This window comes from Gordonia metallireducens (assembly GCF_021245825.1).
In the GTDB taxonomy this organism is placed as follows: Bacteria; Actinomycetota; Actinomycetes; order Mycobacteriales; family Mycobacteriaceae; genus Gordonia; species Gordonia namibiensis.
This window is the reverse complement of record NZ_JAJQJP010000002.1, coordinates 154,113-176,880: the sequence shown is the minus strand read 5'-3', so window position 1 is coordinate 176,880 and position 22,768 is coordinate 154,113. Positions and strand designations below refer to the sequence as shown.

Annotated in this window: 7 protein-coding genes; all 7 read right to left on the bottom strand. The window is 61.8% G+C overall.

Going from position 1 to position 22,768, the window contains the following annotated elements; all coding sequences use genetic code 11:
- Positions 1-15: 15 nt before the first annotated feature.
- Genes LQD00_RS00820 through LQD00_RS00790 form a run of 7 tightly spaced genes read right to left on the bottom strand, consistent with a single transcriptional unit; the run spans position 16 to position 22,716 of the window.
- The gene (locus LQD00_RS00820; protein WP_232715218.1) at positions 16-2,175 is read right to left on the bottom strand and encodes a UvrD-helicase domain-containing protein; all 2,160 of its coding nucleotides are present in this window, start codon (positions 2,173-2,175) and stop codon (positions 16-18) included.
- Positions 2,172-8,414 (bottom strand): DEAD/DEAH box helicase, encoded by a 6,243-nt coding sequence (locus LQD00_RS00815; RefSeq protein WP_232715217.1) that lies wholly within the window; start codon positions 8,412-8,414, stop codon positions 2,172-2,174. Before LQD00_RS00815 ends, LQD00_RS00820 begins: the two co-directional genes overlap by 4 nt.
- The gene (locus LQD00_RS00810) at positions 8,411-13,123 is read right to left on the bottom strand and encodes an Eco57I restriction-modification methylase domain-containing protein (protein WP_232715216.1); all 4,713 of its coding nucleotides are present in this window, start codon (positions 13,121-13,123) and stop codon (positions 8,411-8,413) included. Before LQD00_RS00810 ends, LQD00_RS00815 begins: the two co-directional genes overlap by 4 nt.
- 4 nt (positions 13,124-13,127) lie before the next feature.
- Positions 13,128-15,944: a DEAD/DEAH box helicase gene (locus LQD00_RS00805; protein WP_232715215.1), complete on the bottom strand. Its 2,817-nt coding sequence runs from the start codon at positions 15,942-15,944 to the stop codon at positions 13,128-13,130.
- A 33-nt stretch (positions 15,945-15,977) separates the two neighbouring features.
- A complete protein-coding gene (gene drmB, locus LQD00_RS00800; RefSeq protein ID WP_232715214.1) occupies positions 15,978-17,714 on the bottom strand; it encodes a DUF1998 domain-containing protein in 1,737 nt (578 codons plus the stop codon).
- Positions 17,711-20,896, bottom strand: coding sequence for a helicase-related protein (locus tag LQD00_RS00795; RefSeq protein ID WP_232715213.1), 3,186 nt, complete (start codon positions 20,894-20,896; stop codon positions 17,711-17,713). The genes drmB and LQD00_RS00795 overlap by 4 nt, the downstream gene beginning before the upstream one ends.
- Entirely contained in the window at positions 20,893-22,716 is a 1,824-nt protein-coding gene (locus LQD00_RS00790) for a UvrD-helicase domain-containing protein (protein ID WP_232715212.1), read from the bottom strand. Before LQD00_RS00790 ends, LQD00_RS00795 begins: the two co-directional genes overlap by 4 nt.
- Between the last annotated feature and the right edge of the window lie 52 nt (positions 22,717-22,768).

Genomic DNA, 22,768 nt, shown 5'->3' with positions numbered 1-22,768 from the left:
TTGTACCCCCCCTCATCAGTCACTTGCATTACCAAGCATCGACGACGGGGTACCCACGTACGTGACAGCCATTCGCTCGCGTGCCCGTGAGCCGGCTACGTACAGCACGGAACGGATGCGCTTGAGTTCTCGCTCGAGCCCCTCCCCTGTCTTGCGCCGCACAAAAGCCGGTGGGAAGTCTTGGTCGCCCAGCCTGGCCAACACCACGCCCCGGAACTCCAGACCCTTCGCTCGATGCATCGTCATCACGCGGACCGAGTCGCCAAGCTTCTCTACAGCGGTATCGGCACCGACCTCGGAGGCCGATATGCCTGCGTTCTTCAGAGCGGCGACGATTCCATCGAAGTGCCACTTTTCGTAAGTGAAGACCGCAATGTCGCGGGCAGGCAGACCCTCGCCGATCCATCGGGCCACGACCTTGGCGATGCCGTTGTCTTCTTCCTTGACCGACTCAAAGCCGTGGGTCTCGGGTTCTGGCCCCCCGAACACCGACCGGGAGCCCTGTAAGGTGTCGGACTCGATATCCAGGTCATCGACCTCGGGATCGGCCACCTTCAATGTCCATTGCAGGATCTCCCGGCTCGTCCGATAGTTGATGGTCAGGCGCCGCGATCGACCGCGGGTCTCGATGCCATACCGCGAGAGCGGTGTCGGCCGCCCATAAATGCGTTGATGGGCGTCGCCGACGATGAACAGATCGTCGGTGCCCGGCGCGACCAGAGCCCGCAGGAGCCTCCAATGCGCCGGGTGCAGATCCTGGGCTTCGTCGATCACCGCGTGGCGATATCCGAATCTCCCGGCGAGCCTTGGATCCGATTGAAGCGAGGAGGCCGCTCGCGCAGCCAGTTCCGTGTAGGTGATCAAACCGTCGGCGCGCATCAACTGCTGGAATCTTTCGATTACCGACCACACGTCACCACGTTGAGGTCGCGAAAGCCGTTGTGAACGACCGGTTCGCGGCACATGGAGGTAGCTTTTCTCATCCTCGATCGCGTTTCCCAGGACGACCAGGGCCCACTCGTCGGCGAGGAACGCGGGTTGCCAGGCTCCTTTTGCACTCGCGGCAGCCGTCTTCCACAGTTGCACAACACGGTTGTCATCGTCGGCCACCAGGGTGGACGCCGCGAGAATGGTTCGTCCGGTGTCGGTCGCCGCCAATACCTTCCGTGCCAATGCATCCACGTTGAGAACCTCGACGCGCTGGGTGATCTCTTTGCCGGCGAGCTCGATCAGCTGCTCCTCGATCGCTCGCACGAGATTCCGGGTAAAGGTGGTCATCAGGACCTTGGCGTCGACGCCTTCGGACTCGAGCCGTTTGGCCAGGTGCCGGGCGCGATGAAGTGCTGTCACCGTCTTGCCGGTACCGGCTCCACCTGTAACCCGAAATGGTCCGTTCCAGCCGTCGTGAGTGGCCAGGGATCGCTGCAGCGGGTGCAACCACACGCGCCAGCGGGCGAAATCTCCCTCCAGCACTGCACGGAGCTCGGCTTCGTTATCGCCGGCTGCAGCGGTGAAGTTCAAGCGACTGATGGGTCGTTCCAGCGCCTTCTCGAGGTCCTCGGGATCGACCGGACCTGGTTCCTCGAGTGCATAGTCCTTCCACACGTCGTCTGGACTCTTGCCGAAGGCCAGATCCAGTACTGCGCTTGCCTGTGTATTGGGCAACGCCTCGGCAATGGAGAGGAACGACTGTTCATCCACGACCTCGACGAGGCGCTGTGCGACCTCGGTGTCGACCCCGAATCTCTCGAGATCGGCCACGGTGATTGTCGGTGGCATGAAGGCCGCGCGATCAGTGTGGGTCGTCGTTGTTGCTGATTCCACGGCGTTTCCGAGCGCGACGCGGTCGTATACCTCGGCGGCACCGGTCTTGGTGTTGACCTGCACCGTCAGGTTCTGCGCAAAGTCATAGGCATCGTCATGCTTCATGACTGCGACGAGATACAGCGCCGAGTCACCGCCAGGGTCGAGGAGGACTGCACGGTAGCCGTCGGTAACTCGCGCAGTGCGGACGAACTTGTTCGCGGCAGCCTTTGGTTGTTTGAAGTCCAGCCCGGTCGCGTCCGGGTCCTGTTGGAGTTTGACCATGAAGTTCAGCACTCGGGACTTGAGGCTACCGTCCAACTTGTCGTACGACCCCTGGAACTTCTCGTGCATCTGGACGTACTTCGTCATGCCGCTCCTCCCTGTAGGGCGTCCGCCACCTCGTCGACTTCGATGGAGTCCGGCTCCGAGACGTGAAATACGCGCCAACCGTTGTCGGCCAACCACATGTCGCGGTCTGCCTCCACGTCCGTCACGACGGCGACCTTCGGCTCCTCCCACCCGAGTTCCACGATCCAGGCGGTATCGCCGGGACCGAACTCAGCGCCGACTTCTGGCGCCTCGGCACCGGCCGCGGCCAGCGCTACGACGAGCCGTTCCACCGCTGGGTCGGCGTATTCATGCACGATGCTCCAGTCCTCCGACATCGGGGTCACGATGTCGGTTCGCGGTTTCTCGGTGAAAGCGAGTGGTACCGGTACTGCCAGGAAGTCCCCGACCGACCGTGAGGTCCAGATTGCGGCCATGCGACGCGGCATCAACGCACCGAAGCGTGGGAGCGGCAGGAACTGCAAGATGTTCGACCACCGTAGCCATCCGCGCCAGTGCGCATCGTGTGTGGTGCCTCCCACGGTGGTGTCCGAGTCGTCGAGGAGCGTGAATACGCCAAGTGTCGATTCGAACTCGGCCGGATCGGCGCAAACCAGGATCGGTAGGCCGCTCAGTCCGTGGCGTGGGACGACCATGAGGGGTCCACCGTGCTGGTCGACCGGCGCGTCGGTTGCCATATCGACGAGTACCTGTGCGAGGTGTTCGCCATCTGTTTGTACGGGCGGGGCCTGACCGTGCTTGTTTGACGGATTGACGAGTGCGAGCACGGTGGCGGCCGCCCCGTCGGCCCAGACGTCGGCGTCGGGATCGGCAAGATATGTGGTCAGGAAGTCGATCGGATTGTCCCACAGCACCTTCAGTCGAGTGTCGGAGACCCGAACCGCGGCGTCGTTCTTGAGGTTCTGGTGGACGATGTCACGAGAACGGTCCTTCGGCGATCCACTTTCCACCGCGGTGACGTCCTCCCAAGAGATCGACCACACCCGATAGTCCGCGTTGCGCAGAGCGTTTCGCTTGCGGGCGTCGTCGTGGGTGCGGTTGTTCTCGACGCTCGCGTGGAACTGTTTACCGTCGAGGTACACCGCAACATCGGCGGTCTGTGCGTCGACTCGGGTGAACAGGAAGTCTGGTTCGGTTGCGACCCCGTCGGCAACCACCTGTACCAGCGGGCGCATCCGCCATCTGGCAGGCCCTCCGTCGGGGTTGGTCAACCGGATGTCGAGTTCTTCGCCCTTGCTTCCGAGAGCGATCTCGTACGAAGCGTCGGGCAGCTTGTCGATGTGGGCCTTGATCACCTCACGGAATCGCCGCTCCAGTTCGCTGAGTTGTACGGTACCGATGTCGATGCCGGCGACTGTCGGGATCCTCTCTACGTCCCAGTCGTCAAGGAAGTCGTCGAGGAGTTTCAGCGCGGTTTCTCGCGACGCGTGGGGCATCTCTCGTGACGAAAGCACTCCGTAGAGACACCTGTGGCATGCCAAGCGCTCTTCCGCGCGACAGGGGCATTCCGCCAAGGAGCGTCGTGCGAGTTGAAGGATGTGCCGTATTCGGTCGGGTTCACCGAATCGATCGAGATAGCCGGTACCGCCTGGAACGGTGTCGTGCAGCACCAGGAACCGCCGCGTGGCACCACCCGAGTCCGTCATCGTGGATGCCACCACCGACAGGTGCTGTGGGTCGCCGCCGAAGTCCTTTCGCAGACCCAACAATAACGCTCCCTTGAACGACGCAAGTGTGGATTCAAAGTGCAACAACGACACCGGAAGCAGTAGGCGCACGGCTTGTGTCCTGAGTTCATGGGAGAGGAGTAGGCGAGTCCATTTCGCCTCTCCGCCTCTGCGGGTCGAACAGTAGCCACGGTGACGAACGTCGTCGGTGGACTTCACCCGTCCGGCGACCACACCGCAGTGTTCGCAGGTCATGAACCCCGGAGCATTACGACGCTCACCCGCGACCACGATCTCGTTCCCGGGACTGTCGCCGAATCCGGTGTTCACACTGCGGACGAGCGCGACGCGGGCATACTCGGCGCCGAAGGCCTTGTCCTTCAGGCGCCATGCCTCGGCTATGTCCTGCGGTTCGATGTCCACGCCCGTCACGGTTCCGAAGAATGTTCGGGTGCGATCCTCTGCTTCCTCGTCGATCAGGACGTCGTCGAGCCGGTGAACCGCCGACACCTTGCGGAGTTCGAGCACGTTGTGCACCGCTCCTGAGTCGGCGACGGCGGCGGACCGGCATCGCGGGCATACCGACACGGATATCGAATCGGTTGTACCCCAAGCACAGTCGGGACACAACCGCGTGCGTCGCCAATGAGGCTTGGCGGCCGGCCCTATGTCCACGGCGTCGATCTCGACCCGCTTGCCACCTGCGTAGAAATAGGCGCCGGGCGCGAGCTCGGTGAGTGCGGTCGCGCTGCCGCGCTCGTAGGTCAGATCGAGCGCTTCGGTCTGAGGCTTTCCTCCACCGTCACCGACGGTCCACCACAAGTGGACATCGAGTGTCGTGGCGTCGTCGAGCAAGTTGTAGTTCGGAAGCAGGCCGACGCCGGACAGTCCGGTGAGCGTTTCGATTGATGCGCGTTCGGTCAGCTGGTCACGTAGGGCTTTGAATTCGCCCGCACAACGCTTGCGGTCTTCTTTTTCCTTGTCGTCGAGATGGCCATGCTTGTCCAGCTCGGCAATGGTCGCTGACAGGTCGGTGAGCCGTGTGCGGATCTCCCGGGACTCCTCACACCACCGCGCTGACGCACTGGAGATGAGCTGACGCATACCCTCCTGTGCGAACGAGGTGAGTCGAGGTTTGACCTCGTCGGAAAGGTGCTCGGCGAACAGGTCCAGGAACTCCGACGTCAGTGCTGCCGCTTGTTCAGTGCACGCGTCGGTGACGGAGCGTAGCCAACGACCGTCCTCCATTCCTCCATCGAGACACTCGTCGAGCCGCGGCGGCATCGGCACCGCCACAGTGATCTGCCCTTCCGCAACCTTGTCGAGGCAGAACGCAAAGTATTGCCGGTGAAGAAGTTCCGTTGCCTCGAGATATGCGCCGGGTGGGAGTACCTCGCCGGCGATCAGATGTCCGGGTTGGGCGAAGAAGTACAGGTCGCGGGGCGACGTCGGCACTGCGGCGAGTACGAATGCGTTACCTGTCGACCGGCCTGCTCGTCCGACACGCTGCAGGTAGCTGGCGGTGGATCTCGGCAGGGAGGCGAGCGCGACCGTGCTCAGGTCACCGATGTCGATGCCCAGTTCCAGGGTGGGCGTGCAAGCAAGAATGTTCGGGTCGGCGGCTGATCCTCCCGACTTGAAGCGGCTCTCGACGTTCTCGCGCTCATCACGTCCGAGAAGGCCTGTGTGCTCGGCGCTGACGATGCGGCGAATCCGCCCACTGCGGTACATCGTCCGATAGAAGTTCGTCGACTCTATCCCGCTCACCTGAAGTCGACCGTTGCATCGCATGCGCGGACACGGCGCTTCTGCCCATACCTCGAGTCGGTTTCCAGTGGAGGGTTGGACGTGGTGGCAGGTTGGGCACTCAAGACGTGCGATGTCCTCGGTATCCAGGATCACTCGCTCGGCTGCCAGACCGTATATGCTGGAGCCCTTTTCGCCCGCGCGGACAATCAGCGGGCCATCCTGGCCGGCAAGGCGGGCGACCGTCTCCAAGAGGAGCGTCTTCGCCTCGGCTGTGGTCACTCCCAGACAGCGTTTGGTCCAGTCGGTGAGCCAGGATTCGCCCTTCGGACTCAGTGACTGGAAGTCGGTGTTGGAGGCCGGCCCGGTTGTGTAGAAGGAGGGTGCCGGCCGACCGGGGGGAAACCTCGGCGCTCCGTCTGGGCCACCCAGCCAAATCGACCACCGTTTGCCTTCGGTGGAGATATAGATGCGCAGCCACGGATACACGATTCCGCCCCCGGCACGCAGGTGATCCAACAGTCCCAGCAGCCAGGGGCGGTAGACCGTGACGTCGCGGGCTTCGTCCATGCTGAGTTGCGGCAGGTTCTGGTGGATTTCGCGAGCGTGGTGAGCGAGGACGTCCAGGTCTAGGTCGATATCGATCGCCAACGCGGATGTCAGCTCGAGTGTGCGGCCCGTTCGGGAGTTGAGTCCGACCTCCAGACCTGCCTGGAATGCGAGGCGGGTGGCGAGAAGAGCGCGTAGTGTTCCGTCGTCGTGATCGAGCCAGTCAGGGTCGGTGGTTGCGCGTCGTGTGAAGTCGGGGGGTGTAATCGAATACAGGTCGCTCGTCGACGCCGTGGCGCTCAGTGCCTCGCCTGCCTTCGCGAGTGTCGTCCGCTCCCCCGCAACACGATGCAGTGCGGATCGAAAGTTGAATGCGAAGGCACGGCCTTCGATAAACGCCGCACGGTGTGCCGCGTCCTGCACCGAATCTGTGAAGACCAGGGTCTTCTTCTCGTCCTCGGGCAGGACTTCTGAACCGAACTCGGCCGTCAGTCCGACACTGAGTAGTGTCGCGACGCTGGAACCCATGTAGCGGATGGAGTTTCGGGCGGCACATGATGGGCAGGTCTCACTGGCTGCGTCCTCGTCCGACGACGACACGTGGACGGGGATGGTGTGGGAGCCCGGTTGGCCGTGGAGTTCGAGGGTTTCGGCGTCGAGGTACCCGATCCCGGTCTCGGTGGGGTCGGCGGCCAGGAGCGTGCGCGTGCGGGCCCGGGTCTTTCGTCGAGCGCTGTTTCGCCAGACGACGGTGGGGTCTCCCGCGAGGCTGTCGCCCAGTTCGGTTGTGGCTGCCATCCATCCGGCTCGACCGCACACCCGGCAGTAGATCGCCGGGAGGTATCGCTGCCCTTCCCTCGGTCCGTCGTGCCACCATCGAAACTCGGGTTCGACGGTCACCGCCCGTAGCATGCGGGTGATCTCACGGACCCACGTCTGAACTTGAATGGTGACCAGTGGCCGCAGCGCGCCCGTGGTGTCACGAACCCTGGCGATGGACATGAGCGCGAGGAACCGAAGAAGCGCTTCTTGGACCTGCTGCGGGTGTTGGGCGTTGTGCACCCCCCAGGGCAGGATGCCGGCTTCTGCGACGCCGATCACGGCATCGGCCACGGATTTTGGATCGTCCCGCAGCACATCGATGACGACTTTGGTCAGGAAGTGCCGCTTCAGTAGTTTCCCGATGTGGGCGGGATCGGTGAGGTCGGCATCGGAATTGCCGGACCGGCCCAGTATTGCGCGCGCCAACGGAACCCAGCTGGAGGGGTCATGACTCACCGGACGTTGAGCGCTGAGGATCTGTGCCACATCTGGGATTTCGAGAGCGAAGTCGACATCAGGGACGATGTCGGTGGCCAGGAGGGAGGTCTCACCGACAACGGAATCAGGCTCGAACGAAGTGCCGAAGACCTTTTCGGCGAACTCTCGGAGATCGTCGGTACGACTGCCACTTCCGAGCGTCGCCGACGTGGCGACCGGAGTCAAGCGCCCCAGAGGCCCTTCGCTGCCGGCGACCCCGATCTTGGCACCCAGTCGGCGGATCAGCATTGCGACGTCGGTGCCTTGAGCGCCGTCGTAAGTATGGAACTCATCGAGCACCAGATACTGCAATGATGTTGCGGCGCCGGACCACAACGCGGCGTCCGCCTTCCGAAGCAGCAGAAGGTCGAGCATGCGGTAATTGGTGAGCAAGATATCCGGCGGGTTTTCCCTCAGGGTCTCTCGGTGGTCGACCAAGGCGTACCGACTCGGATGCTTCCGCTTGCCGTTGCCGCCGATATATACCCCGGCGGTCACTCCGTGGAGCCGGGGATCGCCATGAATGTACTGGGCAAGACGGCGCGCTTGGTCGGTGACGAGGGCGTTCATCGGGTACAGGATGATCGCCTTGATCCCGTCCTCTCCCCTCGCTGCGGCGCGCTGAGCGTGATCGAGGAGTGGGACAAGGAATGATTCGGTTTTTCCCGAGCCGGTGCCCGTGGTGACGATGGTCGGCTTCGAGGACCGACCATTCGTGGAGAGACGCGTGAACGCCTCAGCCTGATGTCGGAAGGGACGGAACCCCGGCGGCATCCACTCCAGCGGTGACACCCAACCGTCCCCTACCGGCTGGTACGGAGTCCGGATCTTCAGATACGGTCCCCGGAAGATCCCGGCGTCGGGGCCACTGAGGAACTCCCGCAATGCGTGTTGCGCTTCAGGGTCCGACAACGCAAAGGTCGTCGACAGGTACTCAACGATCGACTCTCGTGTCTCGGATGCCAGCAAAGACGGGATGGCCGGCTGCGGTGCCGTCATCCGTCGGCCAATCGCCGCTCGAATTCGGCGTAGGCGGCGCGCATCTCCGCCTCTCGATCTGGCTTGTAGAACCATGGCTGGTCATGGTTCTCATCCGGACCAAACGGCGTGTACCGATCGAGCAGATCGCCGCAGTCCTCACCATTCATCCATGCCTGTAACAGCTTGTAGTCATCCTTTTGCTGCCTGACTCCATGCGTCTGGTGGTCCTTGGCGATCTTGCGACCATTGGCATCGAAGTACATTGCGTACTCGTACTTGCGAAGTACGGGGAACTGGGCGCGGAACATCAGGGCCAGGTGTTCGGCGGTCAGACCCAGCATCAAGGCCGCGAGGGCATCGATCTCGACCAGCGCCGCACGACGTTCGAAGTCAGTGCGCAGCGGGGTCTTCATCGACCATGCCGGTTCCGTGACAGCGAGGTCGTCGATGAGCGACCCAAACGGTGCGGTCCAGTTGTCATGCCCAAAGCTACTGTCGTAGAGAGCATCCCATAACGATGCATAGTCCCGCGTGAGGCAATTGAGCCTGAGTGTGCGTAGCAACAGCATTCTCGCCGCTGGATGATCCAGAGGCGCGGGGAAACGATCGATGAGCTCCGCCTGAACATCGGACTTGCCGCTTACCTTGACCAGATAATCGAAAGGTAGTGATGCCCAGAGTCCGCCTACGAGTGATGTTCGCCTCACATCAGCACGCCCATCGCTATCCCCGAGTTGTTTACATGTGTTCGCGCATGTACACACGGCCAACGAGTTGACCGTGTGTACATGCGCTACCCCCGGAGGTATTAGCGCTGCGTGAAGGGATCGCTCAAGCCCTGGCTGCGTCATGCGCCTCCACGCCACCCGCCAGTAGTCGGTCGCCAGCCGGTCGCCCCACATGGGTATTCCGGCGTCGTAGGTGTCGCGGTCGCACGCGCGCTGGTAGTTGGTCCGCGGGATCACCGATTCAGGAAGGACCTCGAGCTCCCAGGTGGTGTAATCGCTGCTGTTCTTGCACCCCTCATTTGCCTGTCGTGCGAACGGATTTGCGACGGTGAAGTGTGGGCCTTGAAGGATTACCTCGTCCCAGGACCTGGGGATCCCCGTCGACCACTCGATCAGGCCCTCCTGCTTCGCACCCTTTTCGTGGAACATGCTCGACCACCTGTATCCCACGTCCGATAGTCGAGTACTCGCCGAGGCCAGTGCCTCTAGGACTTCAAGGTGTCCTTCTGACAGCGGCCGAACTAGTCTTGCCTCGTCCTGTCGCGTCCCCGGCGAATCGAATAGTTGGACCCACGTAGATAATACGGTGGCGTCAATCGTAACGACCCGCTTTGCATGCGGTCGCAAATCCCAGCCACCCCAAGGGTTCTGAATCGCCGGCTCCTCTCCGAGTACGCTTGAGGATACTGAGCGATCGATCGTTTCAGGCTGCATCAACCCTGAGCATTGTAAGAAACTGATAGAACCTGGCTCGCCGTAGACATGGACTCCAAAGAGCGTCATGTGATGTATCTCTTCGAACATCTGCAGTTCGTTGATGAACTGCCAGTGGCGTCGAAGTCGTCCGTACGCCTCAGCACGTAGGGGGCCAGCCTTTGGATCGGTGAAGTGGCTCTCCGGGTGTAGGAGGCCGCAGATGCCCTGCGCTGACATACTTCGCCAGGTCCGCTCCATGAAGTTCGTGTAAAGGTTTGTCTGCACCCCACTGAGTACCGAATGTTCGATTCCAGATCCGAGCACAGCAGCGGTACCGGACCAAGCGGTGAGGTCGTCGAGATAGTCGCCCCGAAGGTCTTCGTCCTCGAGTTGAGCAGCGCGGCGGGCTTTGAAAGCTTTCTCGGGAATCTTTTCCTGGAGGATGAAGTAGGGGTCGTGCTCGGCAAGAGTGACGTCGTCCTGCCATGTAGGTCGGACCCACGGCGGATTCCCAACCTGCAGATCAAAGCCGCCCCGTTGGAAAACCTGCGCGAAGTCCAACTCCCAGTGGAAGAAACCTTGCTCCTGTGCGATCGCACGCGCGGTCCCGAGCCATGGGTGACGCAGGAGGAGGTCGGGGATCGACCGCATCCCCGAGAATTGGCGGTCGTCGTCCTCGATCTGACTCAGTTCATCGAACTCCTCGGCAAGGTCGTGGAACGAGGACTGGTTCTTGTCGACCTTCTTGATTCCCGCCGCGCCCAGGAGCTCTTCGAGCGTGACGATCCATTCGTCAAGATTCGGCGGTTGCGTTCCCGGCTCGCCAACAGCGTGCGAGTCGGCCAAAGGCCAGAACCAGAGTGCACACCAGGCGTCCATTGCCAAATGAAGGCGTGCGTAGGGTCGCTCGGGGTCGTGGAGTTCCTGCTCGACACGAGCGCGGTCCACTGCATCTTCGACCACGGGTAGGTCGGCACCCCAGACGTCGATCTGACGGGAGATCTGCTGTTCGCTGATCTCGAGGCGGCGTTGGGCCAGCGCCCACATCCGCTCTACGCGCGTCGCGAGAGCTTTCAATCGTTCGACCTGAACTTTGCCGGGCTTCTTTGTGACGTTCTTGCGCCACTCCCTCAGTGTTGCAGCAGGTTCCGGCGCGAGTTCCTTTGCTTGCTTGGTGTCGGCGACCGCGGCCCATCCTTCGGCTGGGAGGATGAAATGGTGAATCTCGCCTTCCCCGATTGCGCCCTCCGAGAGTGGTCTTTCGGTGGCCGGTGTCTTCAACCAACTCTTCTTCGCGCGTCCGAGCGCGGTCAGATCGTAGGTTGCCCGTCGAGCCCCGATCAGTGAGTTTCCTCGTCGCAGATGCAGACCGAACCACGGGGCCTGGAGCCCTTGGTGCATCACGTTGAGCCACAAGGACACCTCTGCCAGCTCGACCGCCGTCGAGTTGAGGTCGACACCGTAGGCTCGGTGAAGTGCCAGGTAGGCCTTCACTTTCTGCAATTCTGTGGTGTAGTCCTCGGGCTTGATCGGCTGTTGTAGCTCGTCTTGCCGGCGCCTCAGGTACTCGGCGGCCAGCTGGTTGATTGCCTCGTTCAGGAAGGCGCCGCTACCCAGCGCGGGTTCGCAGATGCGGTACTCAAGTATGTCTCGTGCCGTCGTGGCCTCGGTGATCAGCTCTGCGAGCGAGTGTTTCACCACGCACTTGGTGAGCACTTCGGGCGTGTAGTAGGAAGCGCTCCGTTGACGGTCCCGTCCAGACAGACGGAACACGAAGTTGCCCTTGGTGTGCCGGACGATGTCCTTGCGTCCGGTGAGACGATCCTCGCGCCAGACGATGTCTTTCTCGTCGTAGTCACCCGACTTGGCGGATGGGACGAGCCAGGAGCCCTTGTCGGCGTTGCCGTCCTTGGCAACCTCGACCATGTCGTCGGTGGCGATGAGTCCGGTGTACGACATCAAGCCCTCGTAGACGGCGCCCAGCTGGTTGATACCGAGCTGGGCATACGAGATATACCCGCGCTGCTTGTTCTTGTTCTTCGACGGCTTCGACAGCAGGAGAAGGTTCAGCACCTCCTGAAGGACTCGATTGCTGATCCGCATGTCATCGCCGTCGATATAGGGGGTCTTCGCAGGATCGAACAGATCTGACCGAAGCGGCTCGAACACCAGCCCATCGATATCCCTCCGGCCGGAGTTGTGTCCGGTGTTCACCAGGCGGAACAGCTTGTCGAGCGAATCGTGAAGGTGATGTCCATGCGCGGAGCGCCCGGTCAGCGGAACCTGGACGAGTTCCCTGAGCCGATCGAGTCCATAGCCCGACTCGTACTCTGGCGTTCCCACGGGTAGGACCCCGAGTTCGGGTCGGGCCTCGGCGAAGAGCAGGAACAGTATCCGGTAAAGAAATCGGAGTGACTGCGTGGTGAGGTCGCGCGGAAGCTCCGGAATCCCCTCGACAGGCAGTCCTGCCGCGCGACGGCGCGCCAGAACCTCGTTGGCGATCTTCTCGATGGAGATTCGCAAACCCTCGCGGAGGTCTTCACTCACGCCGACGGCGTGCTTCTCCGAGTCCTCGGTATACCGATCGAGGGCAGCCTTCCCATCCTCGTCAGGCAACAGCGCGTCCGCTGACCACAAGCCGGCGTGGAATGCCAGTTCGCCGGTGGCCTTGTCGTCGCGCCTGTCCAGCGCTGTCGCGACATCAAAGGCCAGGTACCGCCCCTCGGCCCATCGAGCAACATCTGTCAGCAGCGCGACGCCACCGGCCACGACCAAGAGGTAACGGGGTGCATCGTCGGAGACGAAGATCTGAGTGATGGCCTCGGTGACGCAATGGATGTACTCGGTTTTCTCGCTGGTGACGTGAAGGGCGACGGGCTCGATAAGCTCCACGTCGCCCCCCATCAGTGCATCGACTCCCTGCACGGGGACGGCCTGCAGGATGTGGAGGACGTCGGACCCGGCAGCGCTCGGGTAGCGCCCGGAAAGAGGCACATCGATTTCGGTGTCCGCCTGGCGCGTTCGAAGCAGGCTCGAGTGCGCCGTCAATCCAACGGCATCGAGCAACCCCGCGTGAAGCTCGCGGGCGCGCTCAGTGAACGTGGGCGCGGTCTGCTCTGGCAGGTCGCCCATATCCCTTAGGTAGGAGGTGGCCAGAGTCGTCAGGCCGCGTAGCGGGGTCGCCTTGCCACGCTCGCCACGTTCCTTCCAATCCCGGGTGAGCACCTTCAGGCGGGTGGGAAAGACCTCGGCGAGCCAGTGCTCGGAGAGAAAGTCGTTGACATTGTGAATCGAATCAAACACTGCTCTATCCGTTCGTCTTCGGAACGATGACGCCGATCACGCGAACGTAAGGATCGCCGGACGCTGCCAAGGAGTCGATGATGGAACGACAGCTGTCGGCGATCTGCTCCACGTCGAGCCGCGTGTTTGTTCGGCTGCCCGATGAGCTGACCACCGTAAGGGCAGTCTGTTCCCACGCTTTCAGGCTATTGCGGTATCGGTCCACGCGGTCGAGAAGCTCGAGTTCGAAGTCGTCTCGACGGGTTCGAATGTGGTGCAACGCGGCGTCTACTGCATCAGCGACATACCGCTGGAGGTCGGCGATTTCGTGATCGGCGATCCCGGGGTTGCTCGTGCCCTCCTGCAAACCTGATCTTGCGACGACGGTGTCGAAGTCATCAACATCCGGTTCATCGGGTAGCCCGGTCACCGCACCCCAATGGGCGATCGCCGGGGCGCCGTTTTCGTTGGACCACACTGCCTGCGTGAGAAAGTAGGGCTGGTCGACTTCGCCTGCCACCACAGGGATCTCATTGCGGCCGAAGCGACCCACCGCACGATCCCCCGCCCACTCGAGTACAGGGTGAATAGGTGCGAGAAAGTGGACGTCTGGCCACGCACTGTCCTGTGACTTCTGCGCACGGACAAGCCGTTTCTGGGCGTAGTCGGAACTGCCGGTGAGACGGAGTCGCTGCTCGATCTGTTGTTCCTGACGGTAGTCCGGCGGTAGGTCTCGGAACCTCGTGATCAGGTCGGCCGGCGGGTTGAAAGCAATCAGGTCGTTGTCGGCTTCGCGGTGTATGTCGAGGTCGGATGCGCGGTTGTCGGCTGCGATGTCGGTCAGCTCGTCGGTGAGGTAGTTGTCGTCATCATCGAAGAAGGAGATCCGCGTTGCGGTTTCCGGCGCCGGATCAGCGTCGTGCGTACCACCCTGAACTATCAGTTGCGCGAACGGATTCAGTGCTTGCGGTGTCGCTTCGGGGACGATCTCGTCGAGATCGCGGCCGGTACGGATCGCCTCCATCACCGTCTCTTCCTCGATCTTCGCGTCGTGCACGTCGAGGAGGACCTCGGCGTCGCCCAGCGCCCGGTTGGCCTCATCTTCTTTCTTCAACAACTTAGTGACGACGTTGAGGTCGTCGGTCACCTCGCCGCCGGAGGTGAGAGCCAGTGCCGTGATCTGCGGCGGGCGGAGCTGACCGTAGCGGTCGATGCGTCCGTTGCGCTGTTGGATGCGGATGAACGACCACGGGAGGTCGAAGTGCACCAGGCGGTGACACTCCTTGTGGAGATTGAGCCCTTCCGATGCCATGTCGGAGGCGATCAGTACTCGGATCGGCGAGTTGCTTTGACCGAAACCCTCCACAACTGCCTGGATCTTTTCGTCGGACAGGCCGGCGTGGAGTACTTCTACGGGCAGTAGTCCGTTCTGGGGCTTCGCGCTGAACTTAAGCTTCTTTCGGAGTTCGTCGCTGAGCCAGTCGAGGGTGTCGATGCGCTCGGAGAAGATCACCACGCGGGTGTCGGAACCCTTCGATACCCCGATGGAGCCCAGGTACTTCACGAGTTCTGTGAGTTTGGATGGTGTGGTGCGCTCGGCGGCCTCCGCCAATTCGTCGAGGCGAGTCAGCGCCTTCGACTCTGCGTTGTCCTCGTCTCCGATGTTGTTGAGCCGCCGTGCGAGGCTGGCGCGCAGAGCGCGTGGCGACGACAGGAACGCTTTGTACAGGGTCCACGGGAAGAGCCGACGGCCCTTGCCGTCGAAGACCGGTGTGCCGGTGGGATGCAGCCACACGTCCTCCAGCTCCCGAAGAACAGCGCGTTCTGCGTCGGTGGGGTCGACCGGCAGAATGTTGGGTTTGCGCCGTTCTTTCCATCTATGGGCGACGTCGAGCTTCACGTCCGGCGAGTTGCGGTGGCGGCGAACGTAAAGGTGCTCGATGTCTTTCGCCCGGTAGTCCTTGGGGTCCGCGATGGCGGTCGGGTCGAGCATGTTGATCAGCTCGGCGAAGGACTCTTGCTTGCCGTTGTGTGGTGTGGCACTCGCCAGTATCAAGGCATCACTCTGTGCCGCAAGAAGTCTGGCCAGCTCGTTGTTTTGCGTACCGCGGTTGATGAGGTTGTGGCACTCATCGATAACCACGGCGTCCCACCGTTGGCTCTTGAGGTGGTGCTTGTAGCGAGCGGGATTCTTGAGGGTGTCGATAGAGACGATGACCCGTTTGTAAAAGCTGAACGGGTTTCGTGAGCTCGGCAAGGTCTGCTTGACCTTCTGGATGCCGGTCGAATCGAGGCGGACCAGAGGGATGGCGAACCGTGTCCACAATTCTTGCTGGAACTGTTCGAGTACAGCTCGCGGCGTGACGACGAGAATACGTTCACCGCGTCCGCGACGGATCAGCTCCGAGAGCAGGATCCCGATTTCGAGCGTCTTGCCGAGCCCGACCGCGTCTCCGATGAGGATCCGGGGGCGGAGGTTCTGTAGTGCCTGTGCGGCGGGTCTGAGCTGGTAGTCCATCCGGTCGAGAAGGGCATGGTGTCCGACGGTGATGCGTGTGTCCGAGGCTGGGACCGGGCTACCTCGGCGTACCGACTCCAGCCAGAGGCGGGTCCGCCTAAATTCAGGTGAGGTGTCGACGACAAGGCGGCCGTCCCGAGGATCCAATCGGTCGATCCGATCGAGGTCCGGATGGTCGAAGAACACCGCATCCTGATCACGTACGAGCTCGCTGACCCCGGTGACCTCGATGCGCGTCCCGTCGTACTCGGTTGACCGGACCGCGCGAACCAGCCACTCCTCGTCTCGAATGATGACGCGTTCACCTGCGGCGATGTCAGCCACTGACCTGCCTCCTCGAATCGATCTCGGTCCAGCCTATTTATTGGCGAGATAGTCGCTGAAGAGACCCGCGTCTTCCTCCCCCGGCTCGTGGGTGCCGAACAACAGCGCGCGGTCGAGGAGGGTGTTGTTCAGCTCGCACGACGTTTCCGGCGCCAGTACACAGGCATGACATGCAGCCAGGTTCATCGCATCTGTGCCGGACGCTGTTGACTCGATGCACACAGGGTCTGCCGAACACCAGGACAGACGTGTGAGCCCCTCTTCGACTGCGAGGGCGAACTGCTCAGGATCAGCCTGCGACGCGACGCCGCCGAGGCTTCCCGCGGAGTCCGAGCTCGCGGTGTAGATGAGGAGTCCAGCCATCTGGTCGTCGACGTACAGACGTTCCCGGAGGGATGACGCCGGGTAGCCGGCGTCCAGGGACAGCTGATCGATGAGAACGTGCGCGAACGTGTGGAGCGCGACCTTGACAATGTCCACGGTCGCAGGCTGCCGATCGAAGGCCTCCGCCTGCTTGTTTGCCGCGTCCTGGAGCCTGCGGCGGCGCTTCTGTGCGAACGGCGTCGTGGCCCACTGGTCGAGCGCGTCTCGATCCAAAGCGAGGAAGATCCCTTCGCCGATCACCTCGATCGCCGGCAACCAGTGCTTCTCCTCTATCGAGAGCCTGCACTTGTTGTCTGGGGTCACTTCCCCTGTCAGTCGTGTGAACCCGTGAATAGCCCGGACTTCACGAAGTCGTGTGACCTTGCGCAAGTCGGTGAAGATCTCAGGCACGTCGGCTGGGAAGTCCCCGTTGACCACTGTCTTCTCGCAGACGAAGTCCGACTCGTCTTTGCTCGCCGCGCGGCCCTCCATGAGGGCCCGGAACTCCTGCTCGCGCAATTGCTCTTCGGTCTTGGCTTCGCCTTGTGATTCTCCACGACGCCGTTCCACCTCGGCGACAATCTGTTCCTTGGTGAAACGGCTCTGTTTCGCAAGGCCTTCCAGAAGTGCATCGGTCACAGCGGCCGGGTCCTCCAGGACAGCCCAGTACTTGTTCACGAACTTGGCGACGGCCTCTGAGTAGGGCGGGATGGAGATCGTCGACATGACCGCGGGGAACCAAACGTTGGAGGCACCTCGTTGCAGGACTCGCGGGGTTTCGGAACACGGTTCGGAGTGCTCTAGTCCGAGCCACGGTCGAAGACCTCGGCACCGGCTGACCCCCTTCATCGCGGTTGCCTTCGAAGCACCGTCCAATGACCGCGCGGGTACGCCGCAGCTGCACTCCAGGACAAGGTCTTCCAGCGAAGAGGTACGCCCGAGCGACTTCATCTTCATCTCGTGCTTTGTCCCCGATGCACCACCGTGGTCGCGGTGTAGCCATTGGAAGAAGGGAAACTCGTCAATGTGGCCTCGGGTACAGGCCGTGATCAACCTGAACGGGGAGAGAGCTGCTCCGGACCGCCCGTCCTTACACCGGCAGTGTGCTGCGTTCCAGTCCCCGCCCAATTCACTGGTGCTGCCAATCCTTCGACAGCCCGGGCAAATCTGGGTATACGGGAATCGCACGACAGGCACATCGCGCTTTCCACCGGCCGGCGGCGACTTCAGCTCCCGCACGCCCAGGGTGCGAGCCAGTCGCGGCTCGACGATCTCGGGTGCCCGCTCTTCGTTCCAGTAGTCCAGCCCGACGATCATGAAACTCGATGTCTCCGAGGGGAAGAGCCCACCGATCCCGTAGGTGCTCAACAGCTGGCTACGGCGGGCCTTGGCGTCTGCGGTACTCATGACTTCCTCTTCATCGCGATCTGGTATAGAGAACTCTCGGCATCTACGTCACGCATACTCTGCAAGGTCGGCCAGGGCACCTCGCGTTGCGAGTACTCGATGTCATCGTTGACCAAGGCGTCTTCCGGGCGAATCATGAGCGCATTCTCCAGATTCTTGTTCTGGTACTTCATGTTCTCTCGGCGCTCGGCTTCGTCTGCCCACACCTCCAGGAGGGTTTCGAGTTCCTCGCTAGTTGCTTCAGCCTCACCGGGTTCCACCGCTCGAACACGCTTCTCGATCAGCGCGGTGATCTCGTTGAGCTCATCCCAATAGTCGGGAGCCAGGTACGCGGACTCATTCGAGGCCATGTCCGGGTTCAGCAGACGAGTCATCGCGATGAGTACGCCGTGTAAGCCTCGATCGCGAGCACGTGCAGCAAACGGTGTCGCACTGGTGGCTTCTACTGCGCGGTACAACGCCTGATGGAACGGGCGGAAACTCTCGTAGTGGGAGCGATCTCGCGATCGGGCGGAGTTGAAGATCGTTACCACCAGACCTGGATGTTGACGGCCCACGCGGCTGGTCGCCTGAATGTACTCAGCGCTCGCCTGAGGCTGTCCCATAACCGTCATCAAACCGAGTCTGTCGATGTCGACACCGACCGAGATCATGTTCGTTGCCAGCACCACGTCGTCCGGCTGATTGTCGCCACCAAGCTTGCGCTCCAACGACTTCAGTCGATTCGGAATTTCCGACGATGGCACACGACTGGTCAACTCGTTGATGACCAGTCGCTCACGCTTCTCGGTACCGTTGCGCTTTGCAACGAGATCCAGGCGCTCCCGGACGTCACCTTCCACCTGGAGATTGGCACTGCCCAATACCCTCAAACTGTTGAAGTAGCCCAGCAAGGTCCAATAGGGGTCGCGGGCGCTGTCATCGCCTTCAATGTCCTTGGCGGCCTGCAGAAGCGCCGCGTAGACACGGACGAGGAGGGTCGCATGGCTGGTACCCGATGCCATCACGCCGACGTAGCGGCGAGTTCCCAGTTCGTCCTTCGTCGAAGGCTCTGCAAAGAAGGATGTGTCCGGATCGATTCCCGGTGGCGGGAACAGAGTGGCCTTTCGATCGAAGACCGCACGAATCTGCTTGTCCGCCCGACGAATGGTCGCAGTTGAGGCGATGACCTTCGGGCGGGCGCGATTGCTGTCGTCGCTGAGTGAAGTGACGGTGCACGCCGCGTCAACTGCAGTCTCATAGAGACCAACCATGGAGCCCAGCGGTCCGGAGATGAGATGCAACTCGTCCTGAATGACAAGCTCTGGCGGAGTGCCTTTTCCGTCACGGGCGAAGAGCTTGCCCACGTTCTCGTTCCACGCCATCATCGCAAACTTGTCGACGGTTCCGAGTACCAGCTCGGGTCGCTCGCGGTACACGTCCTCGTCGACCACGTGCACCGGCAATCCGTTTCGGAAGTCGCACGTGGGTGTATTACAGGCGATCTTCGTATGATCGACCGGTGCTTTCGGGACCGAATAATTCGTGTGATCCATGAACGTCCCACACCACGGACACTGGGTGAGCTGGACCGGATTCTTCTCTTGCAGTTCCTGGCCTTGAGCCAACTTCTTCAAAGAAGTTCGGGACTCACGGTTGGAGTTCGGAGTGGCACCCGCCCCGACCCAAAGTCCTATGGAGAAGGGCTTGGAACCCAGTCCCGGGTTGTCTTTGCGCACGGTCTCCAGCGAACACATCAGCATCGACGCTCGCTCGAACTGCTGAATGGTCAAGAGACGAAGCGTATATCGCATGATCACTGCGACGCCCTCCGCAGAGGAGTTCCTGATGCGTCGCAGGAGAATCACATAGGCGACCAGGCCCAGATATGCCTCGGTCTTACCGCCGCCGGTGGGGAACCACAGCAGGTCCGCGACGTCGCGATCTTCATGACCCGGGTCCGTGATCCCCGGCAAATTCAGGAGTAAATAGGCGATCTGGAACGGGCGCCACTTCGCCGTCTTTCCATCCCCGACTTGCCCTTTCGCTCCACTTCGCACCCACTCCTGACGCGCACGCTGCAGCTGCATTGCGCGGTTGGCCAAGCGAAATGCTCGAAGCGCGTCCGGGTCCTTCTCCAACAACGAGATGCCAGCATCTATACGGTCGGTCGCACGGTACATGTCTTTGATGTGCTCAGCAGCCACCGGTTTCAGATCGTCCGCTACCGACGCCTTACCAGAGTCAACATCTCCCTGCAGAGTGCTGATCCACGAGCGGTACTCCGCGGTCAGCGCTCGGAGGCTCTCAATGATGCGGTCTGTCGGACCATCGGCGAAAGAAGCCATCCGCAGATCGACATCTTCAAGTGCGCCGGGCTTTGCACGATGCACTTCGTGCGTCGGGATGAAGATGGTCGATACCTGGGAAACCGCACCATCCTCGACCTCGTCAAGGTTCCAGTCGGCAGCACAGCCATGCCCGATGGCGAACGTATGCGCGTGGCGGTACATCAGCGCGGCGGTGTCGAGATCGGGATCGTTTCCGATGTTGCGAGCGGTGGTGCGATCAACGATGTTCGGATGATGTGTTCGAGCGGTGATTCCGACCTGAAACCACGAGATCCCGTCTCGTAGATCACCTTTCACTGCAACATGGGTGTTTTTCAGGGCCGCGGTGATGGTGACGATACCGTCCTTCTCCGGCCGGACATATCGATACAGCTGCAATCCCGGTGCGACGTCGTCTCGATACACGCCCGGTCGGTTCAGCTTCTGAACGACCGGTTCACCAACGAGCGGCATGCGCCGCCAACCCAGCGACGCCTCTTCGCTATCGGTGAGAAGGACGTAACTCGCGGCAGCGGGCTCGATCGTCACAAAATCGGCGGCAGCCCGCACCGAGAAGGTTATGCCGACCGACGACGGGAACCTCATGCGGGCTTCTGCAACGGGGCTCCCCTCATCGCTCTCCGCGTCCGCCTCTGCACCCGTCGGATCTGAGCCCTTCTGTTGAGCGGTCTCTTCGGCATCGTCCTCGTCTGCAGGCTGAGGCCACAGTGCACCGACGATGTAGCGACTGAGTGGCTCCTCCCCGATGACTTCGTTCTCACCGCCGCCTGGGCCAATCAGATCCTTCGCCAGGGCCTCGACCATTTCCTCCCGGAAGCGATACTTCTCCGCCAGGCTCTCGTCCACGCTCATCTCACTTTCTCCATCACGTCCCACAGCGGCCTTGCAAGACCCGCCACCCTGGGGACCAGCCAAAAACCTCCCGGACCGACCCCGGCGTGTTCAGCGATGTTCGGGTCCCCGCCAGTGGTTTCCACTGATACCAGCACCATGTCGACCAGCTCTGCCGGCCATTCGCCTTGACGAACCTTGAAGGCCTTCGAAAAATCTTCTCCGAATGCTTCGGTCGTCCGTCCGATCGAGACCCCATCGACAGTGAGGTCGTAGATCGGACATTGAATGTCGGAGCGGGTGAGATTCAGCACCCCTGCCACTGATACCCCGGTCGTCAACGATTCCAACGCCGCCTGAACAGAAGCCGCGGAATCCTCGGACGCCTCGGCAGGCCGTGCTGTGTATGTATCGTCGTAGCCGATTTCAAGAGCCCTGACGCGACTCTTACCCTGGGCGCCAACCCGTTCCTGGAGGCGGCCCGGTAGCCATCGTTGCTCGGCAACGATGGGTCGAGCGCGTGGAGTCGACACCAGGACGATCGCATCGCGGGCCCGGGTCAGAGCCACGTATTCAAGTCGGACCTGTGCCCACGGGTCCGGGTCGTCCTCAGCGGGGTCACGCCAGGCCGCGAGGAAGACGTTGTCAAATTCCAGCCCCTTCGCGCGATGAATCGTCGAGATGACGACGTCGACTTCGTCGTCTCCCTGCGTAAGGGTCAACGGCACGGTTGATGAAGCGACTCGGCGTCGTATCCGATCCAGATTGAGTTGGTCGCGGCTGCGTCCGCGCCCGCCTTCAGCCCCCTTGAGGAGGTACCACGCATCCTCTGCCTCCTGCTCGCCAAACTTCCCGGCGAGTAGTCCTTCCACCACAGGACGCTCGACATTCGGGCCGGCCAGCCCGGCGAGGATTGGACCGATCCACCTCGCAGCACCAAACGCTTGAGCCGGCCTACGCACTGCGTGCCTGATACCGAGGTCCGCGAGCTGACGCGAGATCCGAAGAACCTCCGCGTTACTTCGGCACAGGATCGCCGATCGCCCCGGGTAGAGATCCAAGAAGCCCCAGTCGTCACACCGATCGATATGAGGGAGCTTGTCTCGAACCTCTCGAAGCTGGTCTAACGCTACGACGGGGTCAACGGTTTCGCGGAGTCGACGGCCCACATCGACGACCCGTCTGCAGTCATCGCCTCGGGCACGATAGTTCCTCGACAAGGTCGTTCGGGTGGCCGAGTGATCGGACAGAAGGCACTCGAGCACTTCCGATGACGTCATCCTGCTTGACGAGTCGTCCAGGACGAAGTCGTAAATTCCCTGTAGCGGGTCCCCGAGTACGGTGTAACCGGCTTCCTTGGAGAGGCGCTCGAGAATTGCGAGTACGAACTCGGCCCGGTCGCCGACCAGGTCCTGGACCTCGTCGACAATCACATGCTGAAGATCCTCGACGAGCTGCACAACATCATCGTTTCCCTCCCGCAGGAGCGATGTCGCCTGCCGAATCCGTGCCTCGAACCCGAGTGCGGGTTCCACATCTGCCTCCAGCAGCAGCTGTGACGCGTACGAGTCGAAGGTCCGGACGTTGACCTCGGCCACCTCACGATCGGTCAGTCTGGTTCGGACCGCGTGCACCGCAGCCCGAGAGAAGCTCAGTACCAGCAGTTCCGTGGACGCGGATAGACCCTCATCCTCGATCAGAAACTTGAGTCGTGACGTCACAACCTCGGTCTTTCCCTGGCCGGCCCCAGCGATCACCACCAGCCGCTCACTGCTCGCCGACTGCGCGACAAGTCGCTGATCTGGGTCGAGCTCGAGGGCTTGATCCACTGTCTCCACCATCACCGAATCCCGTTTGTCACATGCCCGAAGCACCGTCGTTTGCCCGTCCCAA

Excerpts from the sequence above, each read along its gene's own strand:
- LQD00_RS00820 (WP_232715218.1), bottom strand. The coding sequence starts at position 2,175 with ATGACGAAGTACGTCCAGATGCACGAGAAGTTCCAGGGGTCGTACGAC.
- LQD00_RS00815 (WP_232715217.1), bottom strand. The coding sequence starts at position 8,414 with ATGACGGCACCGCAGCCGGCCATCCCGTCTTTGCTGGCATCCGAGACA.
- drmB (WP_232715214.1), bottom strand. The coding sequence starts at position 17,714 with ATGAGTACCGCAGACGCCAAGGCCCGCCGTAGCCAGCTGTTGAGCACC.
- LQD00_RS00795 (WP_232715213.1), bottom strand. The coding sequence starts at position 20,896 with ATGAGCGTGGACGAGAGCCTGGCGGAGAAGTATCGCTTCCGGGAGGAA.
- LQD00_RS00790 (WP_232715212.1), bottom strand. The coding sequence starts at position 22,716 with ATGGTGGAGACAGTGGATCAAGCCCTCGAGCTCGACCCAGATCAGCGA.